The sequence below is a fragment of the Marinomonas gallaica genome (genome assembly GCF_001639745.1).
Classification (GTDB): domain Bacteria; phylum Pseudomonadota; class Gammaproteobacteria; order Pseudomonadales; family Marinomonadaceae; genus Marinomonas; species Marinomonas gallaica.
Map to the genome: position 1 here is coordinate 24456 of NZ_LTAX01000012.1, position 20792 is coordinate 45247.

At 48.8% G+C, this 20792-nt stretch carries 21 protein-coding genes; 19 read left to right on the plus strand and 2 right to left on the minus strand.

The genetic code is table 11. The features are described from left to right. Positions 1 to 9: 9 nt before the first annotated feature. The 16 genes from urtA (at position 10) to AYW76_RS12105 (ending at position 16603) form a co-directional block, all read left to right on the plus strand. Complete coding sequence (urtA, locus tag AYW76_RS12030) at positions 10 to 1293, plus strand: urea ABC transporter substrate-binding protein (RefSeq protein WP_067220360.1); 1284 nt, start codon at positions 10 to 12, stop codon at positions 1291 to 1293. 135 nt (positions 1294 to 1428) lie between these two features. After that, positions 1429 to 2982 (plus strand): urea ABC transporter permease subunit UrtB, encoded by a 1554-nt coding sequence (urtB, locus tag AYW76_RS12035; protein WP_067220605.1) that lies wholly within the window; start codon positions 1429 to 1431, stop codon positions 2980 to 2982. Continuing rightward, the gene (gene urtC, locus AYW76_RS12040) at positions 2979 to 4112 is read left to right on the plus strand and encodes an urea ABC transporter permease subunit UrtC (RefSeq protein WP_067220363.1); all 1134 of its coding nucleotides are present in this window, start codon (positions 2979 to 2981) and stop codon (positions 4110 to 4112) included. Before urtB ends, urtC begins: the two co-directional genes overlap by 4 nt. After that, entirely contained in the window at positions 4109 to 4963 is an 855-nt protein-coding gene (gene urtD, locus AYW76_RS12045) for an urea ABC transporter ATP-binding protein UrtD (RefSeq protein ID WP_067035078.1), read from the plus strand. The genes urtC and urtD overlap by 4 nt, the downstream gene beginning before the upstream one ends. A gap of 2 nt (positions 4964 to 4965) precedes the next feature. Further along, positions 4966 to 5655 (plus strand): urea ABC transporter ATP-binding subunit UrtE, encoded by a 690-nt coding sequence (gene urtE / locus AYW76_RS12050; RefSeq protein WP_067035075.1) that lies wholly within the window; start codon positions 4966 to 4968, stop codon positions 5653 to 5655. 24 nt (positions 5656 to 5679) lie between these two features. After that, entirely contained in the window at positions 5680 to 6558 is an 879-nt protein-coding gene (locus AYW76_RS12055) for an urease accessory protein UreD (protein WP_067220367.1), read from the plus strand. A gap of 57 nt (positions 6559 to 6615) precedes the next feature. Then, positions 6616 to 6918 (plus strand): urease subunit gamma, encoded by a 303-nt coding sequence (locus tag AYW76_RS12060; protein WP_067220370.1) that lies wholly within the window; start codon positions 6616 to 6618, stop codon positions 6916 to 6918. A gap of 13 nt (positions 6919 to 6931) precedes the next feature. Beyond that, on the plus strand, positions 6932 to 7252 hold the full coding sequence (locus tag AYW76_RS12065; RefSeq protein WP_067220374.1) for an urease subunit beta: 321 nt from the start codon (positions 6932 to 6934) through the stop codon (positions 7250 to 7252). Next, positions 7252 to 8958: an urease subunit alpha gene (gene ureC, locus AYW76_RS12070; protein WP_067220377.1), complete on the plus strand. Its 1707-nt coding sequence runs from the start codon at positions 7252 to 7254 to the stop codon at positions 8956 to 8958. Before AYW76_RS12065 ends, ureC begins: the two co-directional genes overlap by 1 nt. Before the next feature lie 32 nt (positions 8959 to 8990). Beyond that, complete coding sequence (gene ureE / locus AYW76_RS12075; protein WP_067220381.1) at positions 8991 to 9434, plus strand: urease accessory protein UreE; 444 nt, start codon at positions 8991 to 8993, stop codon at positions 9432 to 9434. Continuing rightward, positions 9415 to 10092, plus strand: a complete 678-nt coding sequence (locus tag AYW76_RS12080; RefSeq protein WP_067220385.1) for an urease accessory protein UreF — start codon at positions 9415 to 9417, stop codon at positions 10090 to 10092. The genes ureE and AYW76_RS12080 overlap by 20 nt, the downstream gene beginning before the upstream one ends. A gap of 255 nt (positions 10093 to 10347) precedes the next feature. After that, on the plus strand, positions 10348 to 10995 hold the full coding sequence (ureG, locus tag AYW76_RS12085; protein ID WP_067035055.1) for an urease accessory protein UreG: 648 nt from the start codon (positions 10348 to 10350) through the stop codon (positions 10993 to 10995). Between the two features lie 29 nt (positions 10996 to 11024). After that, positions 11025 to 11609 carry a HupE/UreJ family protein gene (locus AYW76_RS12090; RefSeq protein ID WP_067220388.1) on the plus strand — a complete coding sequence of 195 codons (585 nt, stop codon included), beginning with the start codon at positions 11025 to 11027 and terminating at the stop codon, positions 11607 to 11609. Positions 11610 to 11695: 86 nt separating this feature from the next. Beyond that, a complete protein-coding gene (locus AYW76_RS12095) occupies positions 11696 to 15175 on the plus strand; it encodes a hybrid sensor histidine kinase/response regulator (protein WP_067220391.1) in 3480 nt (1159 codons plus the stop codon). Continuing rightward, the gene (locus AYW76_RS12100; protein WP_067220395.1) at positions 15156 to 16067 is read left to right on the plus strand and encodes a response regulator transcription factor; all 912 of its coding nucleotides are present in this window, start codon (positions 15156 to 15158) and stop codon (positions 16065 to 16067) included. The genes AYW76_RS12095 and AYW76_RS12100 overlap by 20 nt, the downstream gene beginning before the upstream one ends. Before the next feature lie 95 nt (positions 16068 to 16162). Then, positions 16163 to 16603 carry a GyrI-like domain-containing protein gene (locus AYW76_RS12105; protein WP_067220398.1) on the plus strand — a complete coding sequence of 147 codons (441 nt, stop codon included), beginning with the start codon at positions 16163 to 16165 and terminating at the stop codon, positions 16601 to 16603. A gap of 37 nt (positions 16604 to 16640) precedes the next feature. On the opposite strand, the gene AYW76_RS12110 is transcribed toward AYW76_RS12105, so the two are convergent. Further along, entirely contained in the window at positions 16641 to 18389 is a 1749-nt protein-coding gene (locus tag AYW76_RS12110; protein ID WP_067220402.1) for a sensor domain-containing diguanylate cyclase, read from the minus strand. 80 nt (positions 18390 to 18469) lie between these two features. Then, positions 18470 to 19333, minus strand: coding sequence for a LysR family transcriptional regulator (locus AYW76_RS12115; RefSeq protein WP_067220406.1), 864 nt, complete (start codon positions 19331 to 19333; stop codon positions 18470 to 18472). 106 nt (positions 19334 to 19439) lie between these two features. Between AYW76_RS12115 and AYW76_RS19670 the strand changes: the two genes are divergently transcribed. The 3 genes from AYW76_RS19670 to AYW76_RS19535 all read left to right on the plus strand — a co-directional run bounded on the left by AYW76_RS19670 (position 19440) and on the right by AYW76_RS19535 (position 20790). Continuing rightward, a complete protein-coding gene (locus AYW76_RS19670; protein WP_197467814.1) occupies positions 19440 to 20150 on the plus strand; it encodes a carboxymuconolactone decarboxylase family protein in 711 nt (236 codons plus the stop codon). A gap of 79 nt (positions 20151 to 20229) precedes the next feature. Next, positions 20230 to 20634 (plus strand): EVE domain-containing protein, encoded by a 405-nt coding sequence (locus tag AYW76_RS12125; protein ID WP_197467815.1) that lies wholly within the window; start codon positions 20230 to 20232, stop codon positions 20632 to 20634. 27 nt (positions 20635 to 20661) lie between these two features. Continuing rightward, positions 20662 to 20790 (plus strand): hypothetical protein, encoded by a 129-nt coding sequence (locus AYW76_RS19535; protein ID WP_269448106.1) that lies wholly within the window; start codon positions 20662 to 20664, stop codon positions 20788 to 20790. Positions 20791 to 20792: the final 2 nt, after the last annotated feature.

Here is a 20792-nt window from a genome sequence, read left to right on the forward strand (position 1 = left end):
ACTCCAATCATGAAACTTAAGACGCTTGCTTCTGCCATTGCACTCTCTGGTGCAACGCTCATCGCGCTGCCTTCTATGGCGGCAGATACCATAAAAGTTGGTGTGTTGCACTCTCTGTCAGGCACCATGGCGATCTCCGAAACGACGCTAAAAGATACCGTGTTGATGATGGTAGAAGAACAAAACAAAAAAGGCGGCCTACTGGGCAAAAAGCTTGAAGCCGTGGTGGTTGACCCTGCATCAAACTGGCCTTTATTTGCAGAGAAAGCCCGTGAGCTGATCACCGAAGAAGACGTGGATGTGATCTTTGGTGGCTGGACATCAGTGTCGCGAAAGTCAGTGCTACCGGTCATTGAAGAGTTAAATGGCTTGATGTTCTACCCAGTACAATACGAGGGAGAGGAGTCGTCTAAAAACGTTTTCTACACAGGCGCTGCGCCAAATCAGCAAGCGATCCCCGCGGTAAATTACTTAAAAGACGAGCTTGGGGTTGAACGTTGGGTGCTTGCGGGGACGGATTATGTTTACCCACGTACCACCAACAAAATCTTAGAAGCCTACCTTAAAGATATGGGTGTGGCGGAAGAAGATATCATGATCAACTACACGCCATTTGGCCATTCTGATTGGCAGTCGATCGTCTCTGACATTGCGAAATTCGGTAGCGCGGGCAAGAAAACCGCTGTGGTATCAACGATCAATGGTGATGCCAATGTGCCCTTCTACAAAGAGTTAGGTAACCAAGGTATTTCTTCAGAAGACATCCCTGTTGTCGCCTTTTCTGTTGGTGAAGAAGAGTTGTCCGGTCTGGATACTGAACCATTGGTGGGTCATTTAGCCGCTTGGAACTACTTTCAAAGTGTTGAAACCGATGCCAACGAAGCGTTCATCACCAAATGGCAAGCGTTCACTAAGAACCCAGAGCGCGTAAGTAATGACCCAATGGAAGCAACCTATATTGGTTTCAATATGTGGGCCAATGCCGTTACCGTAGCGGGCACAACCGATGTCGATGAAGTTGAGCAAGCAATGATCGGTCAAGAGACACCAAACTTAACTGGCGGTATTGCCGTGATGAACAAGAACCACCATTTGAGTAAACCTGTCTTGATTGGCGAAATCCAAGACGATGGACAGTTCGAAACCGTATGGGAAACGGACGGTGTGGTCCCAGGTGATGCTTGGTCTGATTTCCTACCGGGTTCAAAAGATTTGATTGCCGATTGGACTGCTCCAATCAAGTGTGGCAATTACAACACGAAAACCAAATCGTGTTCTGGTCAGAACTACTAATTTAACCGCATCCCAGGGTTAAAGCTTGGCTCCCAGAGAAGATTCTGGGAGCCCTTTCCTCACGCCACTTCTGATCAATCCTGGAGAATTCTTGTGAAACTCTTTCTCTCACTCTGTCTCTTTTTATCCGCCTGTATGACGCCTGCGTTGGCGGCGAGTGCAGAGACAGATGCGTTGTTACAGCAACTAACGCAAACCAAATTATCGAAGATGCCAGCCATGGTGCAGCAGCTTGAAGCAACGGGGGATGAATCCCTATTACCTGTGTTTCGTGCGTGGCTTGCCGGAGATCTACATTACATCCGTGACGACAACACTCTAGTCGTTGAAGTCGACGTTAACGGTGTAGACACTTTTCAAGACCCTTACACTCAAGCGACCATTGCAGGGCTGACCAGCAAGCAGGTGCGCAAAATCAAAGTGAATAACAAGCTACGTGGGTTACTACGTGGCGTGATCGCTCGCATACAACTGACATCCCGCGATGCCGGTGTGCGTGAAAGTGCGGTGCGCGCACTGTTGGCAGACATTGACGATGAAACGTTTGCAACCTTGGAGCGCATTTACCCGACTGAGCCGAACAGTGATGTAAGGTCAACGATGCAAACGGCGTTATCGATCTACACAGCACAAGATCAAAACAGCAGTCAAAGTGCGCGCCTAGCGGCCATTGACGTGTTAGGCGATAGCTTAGAAAACGATGTTCGTAATGTGCTGCTTTCTTTGGAACGCAGCGACAACCCCGTGCTCAGTAGCGCAGCGACTCAAGCGTTAGTGAGTATTAACCGACAAGTAGAGCGTTATGCGCTGGTGGATCAGCTGTTCTTTGGTTTAAGCCTTGGTTCGGTATTGCTGCTGGCCTCGATTGGTTTGGCGATCACCTTTGGTGTGATGGGCGTCATCAATATGGCCCATGGCGAGATGATCATGTTGGGTGCGTACACCACCTATGTGGTGCAGTTGTTGATGCCGAACTACATCGATTATTCCATTTGGGTGGCGATTCCTGCTGCGTTTTTAGTCTCTGGTTTGATGGGCGTGGTGATCGAGCGCTTAGTGATTTGTCGTTTGCATGGGCGACCTTTGGAAACTCTACTGGCGACCTTTGGTATCAGTCTGATTTTACAGCAGCTGGTACGTACCATCTTTTCACCGTTAAACCGCCAAGTATCCACACCAAGCTGGATGAGCGGCTCGTGGGAGATTAACCCTGTGTTATCTCTAACGCTAAACCGTTTGTACATCTTGGCGTTTGCCTTGCTGGTCTTTTTCGCACTGGTAATGATTCTTAAGAAAAGCTCTCTAGGACTAAATGTTCGAGCGGTGTCGCAAAACCGTAGCATGGCAAAAGCCATGGGTGTGAAAACCGAATGGGTCGATGCGATGACCTTTGGCTTAGGTTCCGGCATAGCTGGGATCGCAGGGGTGGCTTTATCGCAGCTGACTAACGTGGGGCCAAACTTGGGTCAAGCGTACATCATTGATTCCTTCATGGTGGTGGTTTTCGGCGGTGTAGGTAACTTACTGGGTACCTTGGTGGCCGCATTTACCTTGGGTATTGCTAACAAATTCCTAGAGCCAACAACCGGTGCGGTACTGGCTGCCATTTTCGTCTTGGTATTCATCATTCTCTTTATTCAGAAGCGTCCTAAAGGACTGTTCCCACAAAAAGGGAGGGCAGCAGAATGAGCAAGCTGATCAATTGGTTTACCGAAGGGCGCTCGTCAGGCCAGTACACTTTGCCGTTTGTGATCCTGTTACTCGGCGTAACGGTGTTGGCGTCTGCCGCGAACTTGCTGTTGCCACAAGATTCCGCACTGTATGTCAGCACCTACAGCATCACCTTGTTAGGCAAGTATTTGTGTTACGCCATGTTGGCGTTGGCGGTGGATATTATTTGGGGCTACTGCGGCATTTTGAGTCTCGGGCATGGCGCATTCTTCGCTTTGGGTGGTTACGCCATGGGCATGTATTTGATGCGCCAAATAGGTGACCGCGGTGTCTATGGTCACCCAGAGTTACCGGACTTTATGGTGTTTTTAGACTGGCAAGAGCTGCCGTGGTTTTGGCTTGGCATGGATCAGTTTTGGTTTGCCATGGTTGTGGCGGTAGTCGTGCCTGGGTTACTGGCATTTGTGTTTGGCTGGTTGGCGTTCCGTTCCCGTGTCACAGGGGTGTATTTGTCGATTATGACGCAGGCGCTGACTTATGCGCTATTGCTGGCTTTCTTCCGCAACGAAATGGGCTTTGGTGGCAACAATGGTTTAACTGACTTCAAAGAAATCCTTGGCTTTGATTTACAAGCTGACAGCACCCGTGTGTCGCTGTTTATTGCCACCGCTGTGATCTTGTCTCTGGTGTTACTGGCGAGCCAGCGAATCCTATCATCTCGTTTGGGTAAGGTGACGCTGGCGGTACGTGATGCCGAGCCGCGTACGCGCTTTATCGGCTACCGTACCGAGCGCTACAAAGTATGGCTATTTGTCTATTCCGCAGTGATTGCCGGGGTCGCTGGGGCGCTGTATGTGCCACAGGTCGGCATTATCAACCCAGGTGAATTTTCCCCCATTAACTCGATTGAGATTGTCATTTGGGTGGCCGTCGGCGGCCGCGGCACACTGATCGGCGCAATCATTGGAGCGTTGCTGGTGAACTATGCCAAGACGCGTTTTACCGCGATCATGCCAGATGGTTGGCTGTTCGCCTTGGGAGCACTGTTTGTTCTTGTGACGTTGTTCTTACCGAAAGGTTTGATGGGGCTTTACGGCCAGTTGCAATCGAAGCGTCGTCAAAGTGCTGAACAGGAGGTGCAATCATGAGTGCGTTAGAAAATTCATTGCAAGGATTACGTGAGACGTTTCGTCGCGATCAAGTCTGGCCTTTTCTAATAGATAAGCAAAGTAAGGTCGACGTATCGAATCAAATGATTCTCTATGTTGAAGGTTTAAATCTAAGTTTTGACGGCTTTAAGGCGTTAAATGACCTGAACTTGTACGTAAATGACGGCGAGCTGCGCTGTTTAATTGGTGCCAATGGCGCTGGTAAAACCACTTTAATGGATGTGATTACCGGCAAATCTAAGCCTGATGCTGGCTCTGTGTACTTTGGGCAAACTCATAATTTGCTAACCAAGGACGAAGCCGACATTGCTCAGCTGGGTATCGGTCGAAAATTCCAGAAGCCAACGGTGTTTGAAGAGCAAACCGTGTTCGACAATTTAGAGCTGTCATTGAAAACCGACAAGCGTGTGATCCAAACCTTGTTTGCGCGGTTGTCGCCAAGCGAAATCGATCGCATTGACGAAGTGTTGGCCATCATTGGTCTAAAGAAACATCGTTTTATGAAAGCAGGCGCCTTGTCCCATGGGCAAAAACAGTGGTTAGAAATTGGCATGCTATTGGCAGCGGATCCACGTTTGTTGCTTATCGATGAGCCTGTTGCGGGTATGACGGCACAAGAGACAGAGCGGACCGCCGAGCTACTGACGTCGCTCGCGGGAGAGCGCACAGTGATCGTCGTTGAGCATGATATGGAGTTCGTACGCAGCATTGCGCGCACCGTTACGGTGCTTCATCAGGGGTCTGTGCTCGCTGAAGGAACCATGGACCAGATTCAGAATAATAAAGACGTGATCGAGGTGTACCTCGGCGAAGAAGCAGCGGAGGCGTAGCCATGATTTCGATTAACAAAGTCAGTCAGCTATACGGTGGTACACAGATTCTTTGGGATTTGGATTTAGACATCGTCCCCGGCTCAATCACTTGCATTATGGGACGTAACGGTGTCGGCAAGACCACCTTGATGAAAACCATTATGGGGTTGTTACCGATCAAAAGCGGTGAAATTCGAATGGGTGAAGATGCCTTGCACAAACAAAGTGCAGAACGTCGCGCCTACGCGGGCATCGGCTATGTGCCACAAGGGCGCGATATCTTTCCAATGCTGACCGTTGAAGAAAACCTGCGTATTGGTTTACCTGTGCGTAAAAGCAAAGAGATTCCTGAAAAGATCTTTGAGTTATTTCCCGTATTAAAAGAGATGCTACACCGCCGTGGTGGTGACTTATCTGGTGGGCAACAGCAGCAATTGGCGATTGGACGCGCATTGGTGCTGGAGCCCAAAGTGCTGATTTTAGATGAGCCAAATGAAGGTATACAGCCGAACATCGTTAAGCAAATCGGTGATGTCATCCTAAAGCTCAATGCCGAAGAGGGTCTGACGGTGATCCTGATTGAGCAAAAGCTGGGCTTTGCGCGCCGCGTCGGCAAAGAATTTCGCCTAATGGAAAAGGGGCGCATTGTGGCAGCAGACAAGATGGAAAACCTGAACGACGACTTGATCAAGCAATACCTCGCGGTGTAACCGCCTGGTCGTGTAAGGAGCAGTATGAGCCAAGTTCTAGACTCTCGTTTATATCAGCCAACCAAAGAAGCCAGCCAGTGGCAGGCTTATCTCAATCTCGGCTTTACCAAGAGTGAGCGCGGTACGGTGCTGAAAACCTGTGATCACAAAGGGCCTTTGTATGTGCAAAAGCCGTTTTATCCAGAGGGCAAAGACACGGCTCATATCTATCTTTTACACCCTCCAGGTGGATTGGTGTCTGGCGATGAATTGGTGATTCAGTCCAATCAGGCCTCTGATACTCATGTACTGATCACCACACCGGGAGCAGGGCGTGTGTACAAAGCCCGTCCTGATCGCACGTTGCAATGTCAAACGACCCATCTGCATGTACCAACAAATGCCAGCATGGAATGGTTACCTCAAGAAACCATTCTTTACCCTGATGCCAATACTCGTTTGCGTAATCACGTCGAATTGCACGGTAATGCGCGTTTTATCGGTTGGGAAATCACCTGCTTTGGCTTACCTGCGAATCGGCTGAATTTTGGTGTGGGCCAAGCCGATCAAAGTTTTCAGGTGCGCATTGATGGCCGTCTTCGCTTACGTGAGCGTTTGCTGGTAGACGAACACAGTCGCGACCTGATGGCTGGCAAAGCAGGGCTTCAAGGGCAACCTGTTAATGGCTTGATGATTGCAGGCCCATTTGTTCAAGACACCGAAGCGCTGATCGATGCCCTGCGAGAATTGTGTCAAGCCGATGACAGCGTAGCGGGAGCAACCGTTGTCGATGAATTTATCGTAATCCGCAGCTTGGGCAACGACAGTGAAAAAATGAAGCGTTTGTTTACACACTGCTGGGGCGTCATTCGCCCCGCCTTAATGGGCAAGCCAGCTTGCGCACCAAGAATTTGGGCAACCTAAGCACTACTGTCCACGGAATCAATTACGCGCTATCGCGACGAATAAAGGGTTTGAACGATGGAATTACTACCAAGAGAAAAGGATAAGCTGCTGGTGTTTACCGCAGCATTGTTAGCCGAGCGACGTTTGAATCGCGGCCTCAAGTTGAATTATCCCGAAGCCATGGCGTTTATCACCATGGAGATCATCGAAGGGGCACGTGATGGTAAAACCGTCGCCGAGCTGATGGCCTTTGGTAAGACGCTATTGAGCGCGGATCAAGTGATGGAAGGCGTCGCCGATTTAATCCACGAAGTACAAGTGGAAGCGACCTTTCCAGACGGCACCAAATTAGTGACCGTGCATAACCCGATTAACTAACCACGGAGGCAGCATGATTCCAGGTGAAATTCAGGTCGCCGAAGGGGTGATCACATTAAACGAAGGCCGCAAAACGCTGACATTGCGCGTTGAAAACACCGGTGATCGTCCGGTTCAGATTGGCTCCCATTATCACTTTTACGAAGTGAATCCAGCATTGGTATTCGAACGTGAGCAAGCCAAGGGCTACCGCTTAAACATCGCTTCAGGCACGGCGGTGCGTTTCGAACCAGGCCAAGGCCGCGAGGTGGAACTAGTGGAATACGCGGGTACGAAAACCATTTATGGTTTCCGTGGCGAGGTCATGGGCACCTTAACAGAGGGAGCAAAATAATGGCGACGATGGACAGACACAGCTATGCACAGATGTTTGGCCCGACCACAGGTGATCGCGTTCGTTTAGGCGATACGGATTTATGGATTCAGGTGGAAAAGGATTTCACCACCTATGGTGATGAGGTCAAATTCGGTGGGGGTAAAGTGATTCGCGATGGCATGGGACAAAGCCAACTGACCAATGACGTCGCCGTGGATTTGGTAATTACCAATGCGCTGGTGCTGGATCATTGGGGCATTGTCAAAGGTGATGTGGGCATCAAAGAAGGTCGCATTTTCAAAGTTGGCAAAGCGGGCAATCCTGATGTGCAGGACAACGTCGATATCGTGGTGGGCCCTGGTACCGAAGTGATTGCAGGGGAAGGTTCTATTCTGACTGCGGGGGGCATCGACGCGCATATTCACTTTATCTGCCCACAGCAAATTGAAGAAGCGCTGACCTCTGGCGTCACCACCATGATCGGTGGCGGTACTGGCCCCGCAACGGGCACCAATGCGACCACCTGTACGTCTGGTCCTTGGTACCTTGGCAAGATGCTGCAAGCAACGGACAGCATGCCGATGAACTTAGGCTTTCTAGGCAAGGGTAATGCGAGTTTACCCGAAGCGCTGGCAGAGCAACTGGAAGCTGGTGCTTGTGGCTTGAAGTTGCATGAAGACTGGGGCACGACACCAGCGTCGATTGATTGCTGCCTTTCTGTCGCGGAAACGTATGATGTACAAGTGGCGATTCACACGGATACTTTAAACGAGTCGGGCTTTGTGGACAGTACCTTGGATGCGTTTAAAGATCGTGTCATTCATACCTACCACACCGAAGGGGCGGGTGGCGGACATGCGCCGGACATTATCCGTGCCGCGGGGCAGACCAATGTCTTGCCTTCGTCCACCAACCCGACCCGTCCGTATACCCATAATACGGTCGATGAGCATTTAGACATGCTGATGGTGTGTCATCACTTAGACAGCAATATTCCTGAAGACGTGGCGTTTGCCGATTCGCGTATTCGCAAAGAAACCATCGCTGCGGAAGACATCTTCCACGATCGTGGAGCGTTCTCCATGATTTCGTCGGACTCCCAAGCCATGGGGCGCGTCGGTGAAGTGGTCACGCGCACTTGGCAAACCGCCCATAAAATGAAGCAGCAATTTGGTCTATTGCCTGAAGACTCTGATTTGGGAGCGGATAACTTCCGTGCCAAACGCTACATCGCCAAGTACACCATCAACCCTGCCATTGCTCACGGCATCAGCCACGAAGTTGGCTCGATTGAGCCGGGTAAATTGGCGGATTTGGTGTTGTGGAAACCGGCATTTTTCGCGGTGAAACCGTCGCTGATCATCAAAGGCGGCATGATTGCCAGCGCGCCAATGGGCGACCCCAATGCGTCCATCCCAACCCCTCAGCCAGTGCATTACCGCCCAATGTTTGGCTCGTTTGGTAAGGCCAGCGCAGCGACTTCGGTGACCTTTGTCTCACAAGCGGCATTAGGCAACGATCTCAAACAAAATCTGGGATTGGAGCGTACCTTAGTCGCCTGTAAAAACACCCGCAATATTGGTAAGTCCGACATGGTTCACAATGCTTGGATGCCGAATATTACCGTCGATCCGCAAACCTATGAGGTACGTGCAGACGGCGAATTATTAACCTGTGAGCCAGCGGAAAGCTTGCCACTGTCGCAGCTTTATAACTTGTTTTAATGCGCGACGTTGACTGGATTAGGAGTTGTCCTATGTTAGACATTTACACTCGCCTCGGAACGCACTGTCACGATGAGGTGTACACCACGGTTATTTTGACCCATGAGCAGCGAGAGCGTGGTCGCTTAAAGCTGGTTGGCGAAAATGGCGAAGACATTCGCGTGTTTTTAGATCGCGGTAAACCGCTGTTAGTCGGCGAATATTTGCGTGCTGAATGCGGTAAAACGATTCAGATTGTTGGTGCGGTTGAAGACATTGCCCATGCCAGTTGTGACGATTGGACGACCTTTGCGAAAGCGTGTTACCACCTCGGTAATCGTCACACTAAAGTGGAAGTGGGAGAGCGTTGGTTACGCATCAAGCCCGATCATGTACTGGAAGAAATGCTGCACTTACTAGGGTTAGTGGTGAGTCACGAACAGGGTGTGTTTAATCCAGAATCGGGGGCGTATAGCCATGGACATCACCACCACTGATCATGGCCTGTTGCGCTTGTTGCAGCTGAGTAGCGTCAGCCTGCCAGTGGGGGGGTATGCCTTTTCCCAAGGCATGGAATACGCCATTGATCGTGGCTGGGTGACTAAGCAAGCACATGTCTTAGATTGGACTCAGTTGCAACTACTTCAATCGTTGGCTCGAGTGGATTTACCTGTATTGCGTCTGGCGATGGCAGCTTGGGCGGAACGTGATGAAGCCCGTCTTGTTGAACTTAATGATCTAGTGCTGGCATGTCGAGAGACGAAAGAGTTACGCCTCAACGATACGGCAATGGGTGAAGCCTTAGCGCGTTTGCTGCGTAGCTTAGAGATTGAGACGCCGTTTGTGCGTTTGGAAGACATTAGTTTTGTGGTGTTGTTCGCCATTGCTGCGACTCATTGGCAAATTGAATTTGATACCGTCGCATTAGGGTTTTCGTGGTCGTGGTTGGAAAACCAAATTGCTGCTGCGACCAAATTGGTGCCATTAGGGCAAACTCAAGCGCAGTTATTGTTAGGTGAATTGCAACCCGTCCTATCCGATGCCATTGCCTTGGCGAAAACACTAGAGGAAGACGATATTGGCGCGGGCCTACCTGCGGTGGCCATCGCCAGTTGTTTACATGAAACCCAATATTCAAGGCTGTTTCGGTCTTAGCCTATTTGGGGCGAGGATTATGGAAATCACTGCGCTCAGACGCGCAGGCGCGAAACCGTTCGCGCACTGACTTCCATAATCCTCAGAGAGAGTAAGTGAGATATAAACCATTGAGGTCTATTTGAGTTTGGTCTGGTGGTTGTGCGTTATGGAGATCACTGCGCTCAGACGCGCAGGCGCGAAATCGTTCGCGCACTGATCTCCATAACCCTCAGATCAGAAGTAGACATAGTGATATCGCAATAGGAGCGAGATATGAGTAAACCAAAACAAACCCTACGAGTTGGTGTAGGTGGCCCAGTTGGTTCGGGCAAGACGGCATTATTGCGCTCTTTGTGTTCGGCAATGCGTGAGCATTACAACATCGCCGTGGTGACCAATGATATTTACACCCAAGAAGACGCTAAGTTTCTGACGCGTCACGAAGCACTGGAGGCGGATCGCATTATTGGTGTGGAGACTGGCGGTTGTCCTCATACAGCGATTCGTGAGGATGCTTCGATGAACCTTGCGGCAATTGATCAGTTGTTGGAACGTCACGGCGAGTTGGATGTGGTGTTTGTGGAGTCGGGAGGGGACAACCTCAGTGCGACGTTTAGTCCGGAGTTATCAGACTTCACGATCTATGTAATTGATGTCTCTGCTGGGGATAAAATTCCGCGCAAAGGTGGCCCAGGGATTACTAAGTCGGACCTGTTGATTATTAACAAGATTGACCTAGCGCCGCTCGTGGGAGCTTCCCTTGAAGTCATGGACGAAGATGCAAAAGCACAGCGTGGCGAGCGTCCGTTTGTGTTTTCGAATTTAAAAGCGGCACAGGGATTAGACGAGATCATTCAGCTGATCGTGTCTGAAGGTATGTTGGAAGCAAAAGAAATCCCACCTGCTAAAGCCGTGGTGTAATGCTAAATCGATGTGTTAAGGGGAATAAAATGCAGTCTGTAATAAAGAAAATTGTACTCGTAAGCGCGTTAGCGGTCAGTTCAAGCGCAGTACTTGCGCATTCGGGTCATGAGCACACGTCGAGCTTTATGTCTGGTTTTAGTCATCCGCTGGGTGGGTTAGATCACTTATTGGCGATGGTGGCAGTAGGACTCTGGGCCGCTAGTTTAGGTGGTCGTGCATTATATGCTGTACCGGTCGCATTTGTGGCTATGATGTTACTAGGGGGTGGCGCGGCAATGGCTGGGTTGAGTGTGCCGTTTGTTGAGCAAGGTATTCTACTGTCGGTCATCGTACTCGGTGCTTTAGTGCTGGGGGCGAAGCGTTTGCCTGTTGTAGCGTGTGCGGCTATTGCTGGTGGCTTTGCAATCTTTCATGGGGTGGCGCACGGTATGGAAATGCCATTGAGTGCATCGGGTGCGCAATACGCACTGGGCTTTGCGTTAGCAACGGCTGTGTTGCATGGCGCGGGCGTTGGCTTTGGTCAATGGATGGCGCGTATCGGAACACCGCTGGTGACACGTGTGGGCGGTTCTGTCATCGCACTGATGGGAATGCTGCTGGCATTGGCCTAGTGAATAATTCGAGTCCGAAAAGGATGAGTAAATCCAGTCAGTGCTGAGCGTGAAAAACGTTCAGCGCTTTGCTGGTTTGAGGTGATATGGCAGCTGCACAAAAGATATTCAAAGTACGACGGCATTATAACAAGTGGGTCGCTGACCAAACCCTAGAAGACTACGCGCTGCGTTATACCGCTAAGCAAGGTCATTCCATGAGCATTGAGCGCGTCGGGCATACTGCGCTGGGTGCAGCTGCGTTTTTGGCATTGGAAGGCTTGGCGGCCGTGATCACACTCAGCTACGGCTTCACGAATGCGGTGGCGGCGATTTTAACGGTGCTGGCAGTGTTCTTTATCACGGGTTTCCCGATCGCTTATTATTCGGCTAAGCATGGCTTGGACATTGATTTGCTGACGCGCGGTGCCGGCTTTGGTTATCTTGGCTCAACGATTACATCGCTTATTTATGCCACGTTCACTTTTATTTTCTTTGCGATAGAAGCGGCGATTTTGGCTTCGGCGCTGGAGGTGTTGCTTGGCATCCCTTTGCCGATTGGCTACGCGCTGTCTGCGTTGTTTGTTATCCCCATCGTGACGCATGGAATCCGCGCGATCAGTCGCTTTCAAAATGGCACTCAATGGATTTGGCTGGTTTTGCAAGTCGCGGCCATTGGCGTGGTGGTGACGCAAGAGTATCAGAGCTTCTACGGTTGGTCCGAATTTGTGCCGAGCCACTTGTCCCAAAATACGGGCTTTGATTGGGTGCTGTTTGGAGCGGCAGCGTCGGTGTTGTTTGCCTTGATGGCGCAGATCGGCGAACAAGTGGACTATTTGCGGTTTTTCCCTACAAAAACTAAACGCAATCGTCGACGTTGGTGGTTTTGGCTGATTCTTGCTGGCCCCGGTTGGGTGTTTATAGGAGCGGTGAAAATGCTGCTAGGATCGTTCCTTGCCTATTTAGCAATTTCCGATGGTGCTACAGCGCTGCAAGCGACAGACCCGACGTATCTTTATCAACGCATTTTCTTATTCTTAACCACATCTCCTACCACGGCATTGATACTTGCGGCGGTATTTGTGTTTATTTGTCAGATGAAAATTAATCTGACAAATGCTTACGCAGGTTCGATTGCGTGGTCAAACTTCTTTTCCCGATTGACACATTCGCACCCAGGGCGAGTCGTATGGCTGGTCTTCAATGTCACTATTGCATTGCTGCTTATGGAGCTTGGGATTTACCAAGCGCTGGGGGCAATTTTAAGTGTATTCGCCATCAGTGCCGTGAGTTGGCTGTCGAGCTTATCCGCGGATTTGTTGATTAATAAACCGCTGGGCTTAAGCCCCGATTATGTCGAATTTAAACGGGCTCATTTGTACGACATTAACCCTGTCGGTACTGGGTCTATGTTGATTGCTACCAGCTTGGGCTTACTCAGTTATTTAGGTCTATTTGGTGAGGTGGCGAAAAGTTTGTCGCACTTTATTTCGATTGGGGCCTGTTTTGTATGTGTCCCCTTGCTTGCATGGCTCACGAAAGGGAAATACTACATCGCGCGCCAAAGCCCTGAGCTACTGCCGTTGATTGATTTAGCGAAGCAGGAGAACCCTAATCATGTCGTTACGTTAACTTGCGGTATCTGTGAAAACGAATTTGAAAGTGAAGATATGAGCTTTTGTTCAGCGTATCAGCAGCCTATTTGTTCGTTGTGTTGTTCGCTGGATGTAAGGTGTCTCGACAGCTGTAAACCACAAGCAAGCATTGCTCAACAGAGCGATTATTTTCTTAAACTGTTTTTGCCAAAGCGCTTGGTACGAGCGATCAGTTCACGCTTGGGTCGCTTTGCCTCGATGCTGGTGGTAATCAACGTTATCAATGCGGCATTAATGATGTTGATTTATCGACAGATGGCACCTGAAACAGTCAATGAGTCAACGTTGCTGCAGGAAGCAATGTTTGCGCTGTTCTTTACCTTATTGATCGTGTCGGGTGTGTTGTCATGGTTATTTTTGTTGGCACATGAAAGCCGAGTCGTCGCTCAGAAAGAGTCGAATCGTCAGACTCGTAAACTGACACGAGAAATCGAAGCCCACAAGGAGACGGACCTGGCATTACAGGGGGCAAAAGAGCAGGCAGAGCATGCAAATGAAGCGAAAAGTCGTTATCTTAGCGGTATTAGTCATGAATTACGTACCCCTTTACAGTCTATTATTGGCTACGCTCAGTTGTTATCAGAAAAAGAAAATACGCCCTCGGGCCATCAAAATGGCTTAGATATCATTCATCGAAGTGGCTTGTATTTGGCTGATTTGATTGAAGGTCTACTGGATATTTCTAAAATTGAAGCAGGGCGGTTTGATCTGTATCGCAATACGGTGGATTTGCCGAAACTGATTGATCAGCTCAATAGCATGTTCTCGATGCAAGCGCGTGCTAAAGGCATCTCGTTCAAGACTAAAATACTGGCTCCGCTGCCCAACCACGTGGTAACCGATGAAAAACGCTTGCGGCAAATATTGATCAATTTACTGTCTAATGCGGTGAAATACACGCCAAAAGGCTCTGTTATGCTCGTTGTGAACTATCGAAATCAAGTGGCAGAGTTTGTTATCCGTGATACGGGTTTGGGTATTAAGGAAGAGCATCTTGAGCGGATCTTTGATCCATTTGAACGAGTGCGTGATGTGACGACGGCTAACCTGCCGGGTACAGGATTAGGCTTGACGATCGTGAAGCTTCTCACTGAACTAATGGGTGGGGATCTGCAAGCTCAGTCTACGATAGGGCAAGGCAGTGAGTTTAAAGTGAGTTTAATGTTGCCTTGGATATCTCAAGGTGATGAGCTTACTCATACATCACGCAAAGTAGTGAGTTATCGTGGTTTTCAACGTACGGTGATGATTGTCGATGATGACCCTGTTGTGCGCGGATTATTTTCCGACATCTTGTCACCCATAGGTTTTAATGTGATCGAAGCGGCTGACGCCCAAGCGTGTTTAGCTGAGCTGAATGCGTGCTCTCCTGATTTGTTCATTTTAGATGTTTCGATGCCCGGAATGGATGGGTTAACGCTCGCGAAAACACTACGTGAGCAAAATTACAGTGTACCTATAGTGATGCTATCGGCTGACGCCCAAGAAAGTCAGCGTCACCCCGATGAGCAAAGTGCTTTCAACCAATACATCGTGAAACCCGTGAAAAACAGTGCTCTATTTGATGCCATTCAACATTGGCTTGTGTTGGAATGGGTGTATCAAGAGATAGACGGTGAAGTGCAACACTCGGCTTCGCCTGTTTCGGAGGTTTCGTTGCTAGATGATAGCGATGGAGGAACTGAGGGAGGGCACTTACCTAAGATTCCGGATCACGAAAGTATTCGAGAGTTAATGGCATTTGCGCAAATGGGCTATAAAAAAGGTGTACGTGGTGTACTTGACCAATTGAGCGACAGCGATGTTTTAGCGCCGGAGCATCGAATGCAATTGGAAGCGCTATACCAAAGTTTCCAGTTCGATGGTATTGAACAATACCTGCAACAACACTCTTCTGAATCGAGTAGCGGACATGATGAATTCCACCAATAAACGCGACATTGTGCTGGTTGTTGATGACTCACCGGATGCCCTGAGCTTAATCCATGACACCCTTGAAGCCGCTGATATGGATGTGCTGGTCGCCCTCGAAGGTCGGCAAGCGTTAACCATCGCGAAGCGTATGCGTCCTGACATCATTTTATTGGATGCGATCATGCCTCACATGGATGGCTTTGAAGCGTGCCAGGCTTTGAAAAATGATCCTAGTCTTTCGAGTATCCCTGTCATCTTTATGACAGGTCTAAGTGAAACCGATGACATAGTGCGCGGGCTAGAAGCAGGCGGTGTGGACTATTTGACCAAGCCGATTCAGCCAAATGAACTGATTGCCCGTATGCGCGTGCATTTATCGAATGCTCGGCTGAGCAACAATGCTCAATTTGCGCTGGATAGTATGGGTCAATATTTACTGACCTTCAGTGAGTTGGGAGGGGTGGCTTGGGCAACACCGCAAGCGTATGCTTTAATGGCGCGAGCGAGATTGACCCCTTTATGGCAGATTGAGCAGCTTGCACCGCAAGTTCGTGAATGGTTGAGGCATCGCCCTGAAGAAGGCAACCGCTTGATCTTAAAAGGGTTAGACTACCCTTTGGCGTTGAAGTTTATTGGTCACACGGAGCAGAAAGAAGCGTTGGTGAAGTTGGAAGATGGAAACTTGCCAACAGGCCCAGAGCGGTTAAAGATGGAATTAGCATTGACTGAGCGCGAGTCCCATGTGCTCTACTGGATTGCCAATGGTAAAACTAACCGCGAAGTGGCAGAGATTCTAGAAATGAGTCCACGAACCGTGAATAAACACTTAGAGCAAATCTTTCCTAAACTTGGCGTTGAGAATCGTACCTCTGCAGCGGGGGTAGCGTTAAGGATCCAAGCGTCTGATTAAGTGTAATGGAATAACATATTGCACAGAGTCATTTGCAGTCTTAGGGCTTCCTCGGTACATTGAACTGTACTATTTAACCTCAAAGGGATGTGATAATGCAGATCGTCAATGTCGAGAAATTCAACGTATCTGGCGTACAAGTACGAACCAAAAATGCCGATGAAATGAACGCTGACAGTGCTAAAATTGGGGGGCTTTGGCAGAAATTTGGCTCGAGCATTGCACCCAGATTGACTTCAGATTCCATCGTTTACGGTGTTTATTGCCACTATGAATCGGATGCCAACGGTGAATTCGATGTGTACGCAGGCAGTAATGTCGTGACCGACCTTGATGGCCTAGAAAGCGTGACTGTCCATGCAGGTGAATACATGGTGTTTTCGCAAAAGGGCGACATGCCACAGTCGGTGATTAATGCGTGGGTAGAAATTTGGCAGTATTTTTCAGAGCTACCAGAGCGTGAACGCGCGTACACCACTGACTTTGAATGCTACAAAGGTGATGACGAGGTTGAGGTGTATATCGCCCTTAAGTAGAACACGCGTCAGTAATGCTTTTTTACCATGGTCCGCGTTATCGTTCGATTCGATTTCGACCATTATTTTTAGCGCAGTATAGCTTGCTGTCTGCCTGTTGAATCAGTTCAAAGGTGGTGGCATTGGTGCCTGAACTGATACCACCGCTGATGCTCACTGAGAAGTCTTGTCCAGGCAGGCGTATTTGCTCGACGCATGTTTTAATCTGCATGGCGATTTCAAACGCTTGTTCTGCGTTGTAATTGGGTAACAAAACCATCATCTCTTCACCACCAAAGCGCCCCACATAACCCTTCGTGCTGACTTCTGTTGCGATGCACTGAGCGATTTTCATCAGTACTTGATCGCCAAATGGGTGACCATAGGTATCGTTGATGCGCTTGAAATGGTCGATGTCTAACATAATAAGCGAGAAGTTTGAGTCGTCCTTTTTGGCTTGTTGCAATAGCGAGTCAAATAACACGTTAATATAGCGTCGATTAAATAAGCCAGTTAATTCATCTTTATGCAGCAGAGTGTTAATTCTCTGAGTGGTATTGTTTGAGGCTTTTGCAAGTTCTTCAAACTCTTGATAGATGACTTTGTCTTCATCTATCAAGGATAACTGAGCTGAGCTGGTTTCCAGATTGCGGGTAAATAGTCTAATACTGGCATTCATTTTTTTGGACACATAGCGGGCTGCTATGACACTTAAAATGAAAATCCCTGCGGCGAGCAGGAGAGCCTTTTGTATGCCGCTAATGAGTTGATAATAAAGCTCATTTTGATGTCGGCTAATGGCATTGTTAAGGTCTTCCATGTTTGCACCAGAGCCAATTGCCCACCCCCAGCTTGGTATGGCTGCGATATAAGTGAGTTTGTTGCTAGTGTTACCATTGCTGAAGTTTGGCCAAAGATGTGTCAGAAATCCGTGATGGGGGGCGGTGCTGGCGATTTCTATTTGGCGATCAATATATTGAACCTTTGGCGACATAGTCATCTCATAGTGGTTCTGTCCAATGAGCTCAGGAAAGCGACCATTTGCTAGCTCATTTCCTTCAAAGTCATGAATAAACACGTACTGCTTGCCGTCGTCACCGTAGCTTAGTTGATTGATGTAGGATTTGATCTCTTCTTGTACTTCGCGGGTTGTGATATCTAGATATTCTCCGGTGCCAAAATACCAATCGTAAGGCGCGAATTTATGCACATAGGTGATTTTTTTATGATCTTTTTGGGTGTCTTCCCCCGGTAGCGTCCAATAGCCTTCAATAAAGCCTTTGCCATGTTTGTTGACCAGTTGGATTTCTTGTTGGAGAGAGTAATTACCGCGCTCATCTTGTAGATAGAATAGATTGCTGCCCTCTGTGCTGGGGGCTACAGGATATAAAATGACGTCACCTTGTAGGGTGTCAATAAAGTAGTAACCACGTCCATCGTTAAAACGCATGCCGCGCACTGCTTCAGTGATGAGCTTTTTAATGTCTGAATCTGGCAGTTTGTCGCGGTTGCTTTCATACAGATATGTCATCAATTCGTTTAGTTCAAGTACACGGCTTTGAATGTTTTTTTGAAGACGAGCTTCAGTGGTTGCTTTACGGTAGTTGATTAAGCTGACGATGGTATCAACACGGTTTTTCAGTTCGTCTTTTACTTCGTTGGTATAATTTTCTTGGATGCGTTGAGCTTCGCGTTGATAGGTTTGGTAGATATTTCCAATCCATAAAAACGAAGTAATAGAGAGCGTAATCGTGCCGATGAGCACAATACTAAAGAAAACATAATATGAAAGGCGCTTCTTCTGCATGGTTTTTACAATCCCTGTTAAACACACTAGTTTGAACGCTGTTATCGAACCAGAGTAAGTCGGTTGTAGAGTGCATCGGATTATGTAGGGCGATTTAACGCCGTTAAAGGCTGCTCGATGAGCTCTGTTATAAAATCGGCTACACTGCGTACCCGCTTACTATGACGTAAATCGTTGTGCAGCACCAGGTAGATGGGTTGGCAGAGTTCCGGCAGAGTTTTCACACAGCGAACCGCTTCATCTGTGGTAACGAGGTCTGGTAGTACGGCGATGCCTAAGCCCGCTTTACAGGCGGCTAGCTGTGTTGCGACAGAGGTGGTGGTCAATGCCGAGGTTTTGCCGTCAAGCACTTGGTTTAGCCACACTGCAGCGGGTAAATCTTGATAGTGACTATCCCAGCCAATGGCGGTTTCTGGTGTGAGCTCGATGGTTGGACCTTCAAGTGCTTGATAAAGCCCATAGCTCAATGTTCCCACTCGACGAAACGACACATGACCTTGTGTGGGCTTGGTCATGCGCAGGGCAATATCCGCGTCATGCCGATGTAAATTCGCGATACGGATATCGGTTACAATTTCAATGCTCAATTCTGGATGCTGTTGCTTTAACTGATTAAGGTTTGGCAATATCAGCTTAGTCGCGAGATTTTCTGCCGTGGCCAGACGCACCGTACCAGAGATCGCCGTATCCAGTGCTTGCTTAGAAAAACCAAGCATGGACGCTTCCATCTGCTCGGCATGGGCAACCAAAGTTAAGCCTTCTTCCGTCAGTTCATAGCCGGTTTGCGAGCGTATGAAAAGCGCGACGCCAAGGGCTCTTTCAAAGCGCTCAATACGACGCGAGAGTGTGGCGATGCCAATGCCGAGTTGTTGCGCGGCGGCGGTTAACGTGCCTGTTCGAGCAAGTGCTAAGAATACTCGAGAATCGTCCCAGTTTAATGTCATGCCCATTTTCCAGTATTGAAAAGTCGTCTTGTTTTATTGGTTAAATATTCTGTTTTTGAGAAATGTCATGCTACGCCTACAAACTGCAAAGAAACAGAGGTGGGCTATGAATTCTGAACGATACAAACTGGGCTGGCAGAAGTTAGCGCAAATTGATGGCGAGCAAGGTGAGAAAGTGATTCAAGCGATGGAAAATATTGCTCCGGACTTTGCGCGCCTGCTGATCGAATTTCCCTTTGGGGATATTTATAGCCGAGAGGCGCTGGATCTTAAATCGAGAGAAATCGCCACGATCGCGGCCTTAGCGGCGATGGGCAACGCCGCGCCACAGTTAAGAGTTCATATCCATGGTGCTCTGAATGTCGGGTGTTCGCCCCAAGAGGTCATCGAAGTGATGATGCAAATGGCGGTCTATGCGGGGTTTCCTGCAGCGCTCAATGGCTTGTTTGCCGTTCAAGATGTCTTGCAAGAGCGCGGCTTAAGTCCAGACTCGGCACCGTTGCCTAGCAAGCAGTCGTTATCGACTCTAGCTGGCGGCTACTTCGCCACGGCTGAGCTTGAAATAACCGATGCTAGTCGAATCGAAGAAACCAAAGCCGCTCTTAAGCAGCTATGTGAGCAAACACGTACGGAACCCGGCTGTCGCTTATTTGAGCTACATGAGAACCCAGATGAGCCGACTCAGCTTTTATTATGGGAATGCTTTGCCACCGAAGTAGACTTCCATAAACATCATGCGATGGACTATACCAAGGCCTACCTAGAACAAGGATTGACCCAAGTAAAACACTTGTATCATAGCGACTTAGTGCGATAAGTGCGCAGATGTTCGACTCCTGACAGAAACTGACAGCGTAATGTTTTATGCTATACCCAACTGTTAAGGAGTCGATGTTATGTCAATGCAGCAAACAAACTCGGATAGGGAAAATGACGCTGCCTCAACGTCACTTTGCTGGGTCGCGGTAGCCAGCGCCGATCATGTGGCACGCGGGTTAAACGGCGAATTTATGCAAGTTTGTCATGGTAAACAGGGTCCTCTAAAGCGAGTAAAGCCCGATGATTTGGTGGTGTATTACTCGCCGACGTTTACCTATCAGAAAAAAGACACCTGCCAATCATTTACCGCACTTGGGCGTGTGATCAGCTCTGAACCTTATCAAGTGGTTATGTCAGATGATTTTATGCCTTACCGCTACGACGTGGCATGGCTTAGGCAGCAATACTGCCCCATACGCCCACTGCTGCAAACCTTAAGCTTTACCCGTGATAACCCACGCTGGGGTTATCAGTTTCGCTAAGGGCTGTTTGAAATCCCCTTCGAGGATATGCAAGTCATCGCACATCAGATGGGCGTGGAGTTCTCAGAGGATCTATTGGAAGACTTGGAATTGGCTGCCATTGTCAAAGAGCGTGAAAACGAGCCATCGGTCAAAGTTGATATTGATGATTTGTAGGA

Excerpts from the sequence above, each read along its gene's own strand:
- AYW76_RS19535 (WP_269448106.1), top strand. The coding sequence starts at position 20,662 with ATGCAAGTCATCGCACATCAGATGGGCGTGGAGTTCTCAGAGGATCTA.
- urtD (WP_067035078.1), top strand. The coding sequence starts at position 4,109 with ATGAGTGCGTTAGAAAATTCATTGCAAGGATTACGTGAGACGTTTCGT.
- AYW76_RS19670 (WP_197467814.1), top strand. The coding sequence starts at position 19,440 with ATGAATTCTGAACGATACAAACTGGGCTGGCAGAAGTTAGCGCAAATT.
- AYW76_RS12100 (WP_067220395.1), top strand. The coding sequence starts at position 15,156 with ATGATGAATTCCACCAATAAACGCGACATTGTGCTGGTTGTTGATGAC.
- urtB (WP_067220605.1), top strand. The coding sequence starts at position 1,429 with ATGACGCCTGCGTTGGCGGCGAGTGCAGAGACAGATGCGTTGTTACAG.
- AYW76_RS12115 (WP_067220406.1), bottom strand. The coding sequence starts at position 19,333 with ATGACATTAAACTGGGACGATTCTCGAGTATTCTTAGCACTTGCTCGA.
- ureG (WP_067035055.1), top strand. The coding sequence starts at position 10,348 with ATGAGTAAACCAAAACAAACCCTACGAGTTGGTGTAGGTGGCCCAGTT.
- AYW76_RS12065 (WP_067220374.1), top strand. The coding sequence starts at position 6,932 with ATGATTCCAGGTGAAATTCAGGTCGCCGAAGGGGTGATCACATTAAAC.
- AYW76_RS12125 (WP_197467815.1), top strand. The coding sequence starts at position 20,230 with ATGTCAATGCAGCAAACAAACTCGGATAGGGAAAATGACGCTGCCTCA.
- AYW76_RS12095 (WP_067220391.1), top strand. The coding sequence starts at position 11,696 with ATGGCAGCTGCACAAAAGATATTCAAAGTACGACGGCATTATAACAAG.
- AYW76_RS12060 (WP_067220370.1), top strand. The coding sequence starts at position 6,616 with ATGGAATTACTACCAAGAGAAAAGGATAAGCTGCTGGTGTTTACCGCA.
- ureE (WP_067220381.1), top strand. The coding sequence starts at position 8,991 with ATGTTAGACATTTACACTCGCCTCGGAACGCACTGTCACGATGAGGTG.
- AYW76_RS12090 (WP_067220388.1), top strand. The coding sequence starts at position 11,025 with ATGCAGTCTGTAATAAAGAAAATTGTACTCGTAAGCGCGTTAGCGGTC.
- AYW76_RS12105 (WP_067220398.1), top strand. The coding sequence starts at position 16,163 with ATGCAGATCGTCAATGTCGAGAAATTCAACGTATCTGGCGTACAAGTA.
- AYW76_RS12110 (WP_067220402.1), bottom strand. The coding sequence starts at position 18,389 with ATGCAGAAGAAGCGCCTTTCATATTATGTTTTCTTTAGTATTGTGCTC.
- urtC (WP_067220363.1), top strand. The coding sequence starts at position 2,979 with ATGAGCAAGCTGATCAATTGGTTTACCGAAGGGCGCTCGTCAGGCCAG.
- ureC (WP_067220377.1), top strand. The coding sequence starts at position 7,252 with ATGGCGACGATGGACAGACACAGCTATGCACAGATGTTTGGCCCGACC.
- urtE (WP_067035075.1), top strand. The coding sequence starts at position 4,966 with ATGATTTCGATTAACAAAGTCAGTCAGCTATACGGTGGTACACAGATT.
- AYW76_RS12055 (WP_067220367.1), top strand. The coding sequence starts at position 5,680 with ATGAGCCAAGTTCTAGACTCTCGTTTATATCAGCCAACCAAAGAAGCC.
- urtA (WP_067220360.1), top strand. The coding sequence starts at position 10 with ATGAAACTTAAGACGCTTGCTTCTGCCATTGCACTCTCTGGTGCAACG.
- AYW76_RS12080 (WP_067220385.1), top strand. The coding sequence starts at position 9,415 with ATGGACATCACCACCACTGATCATGGCCTGTTGCGCTTGTTGCAGCTG.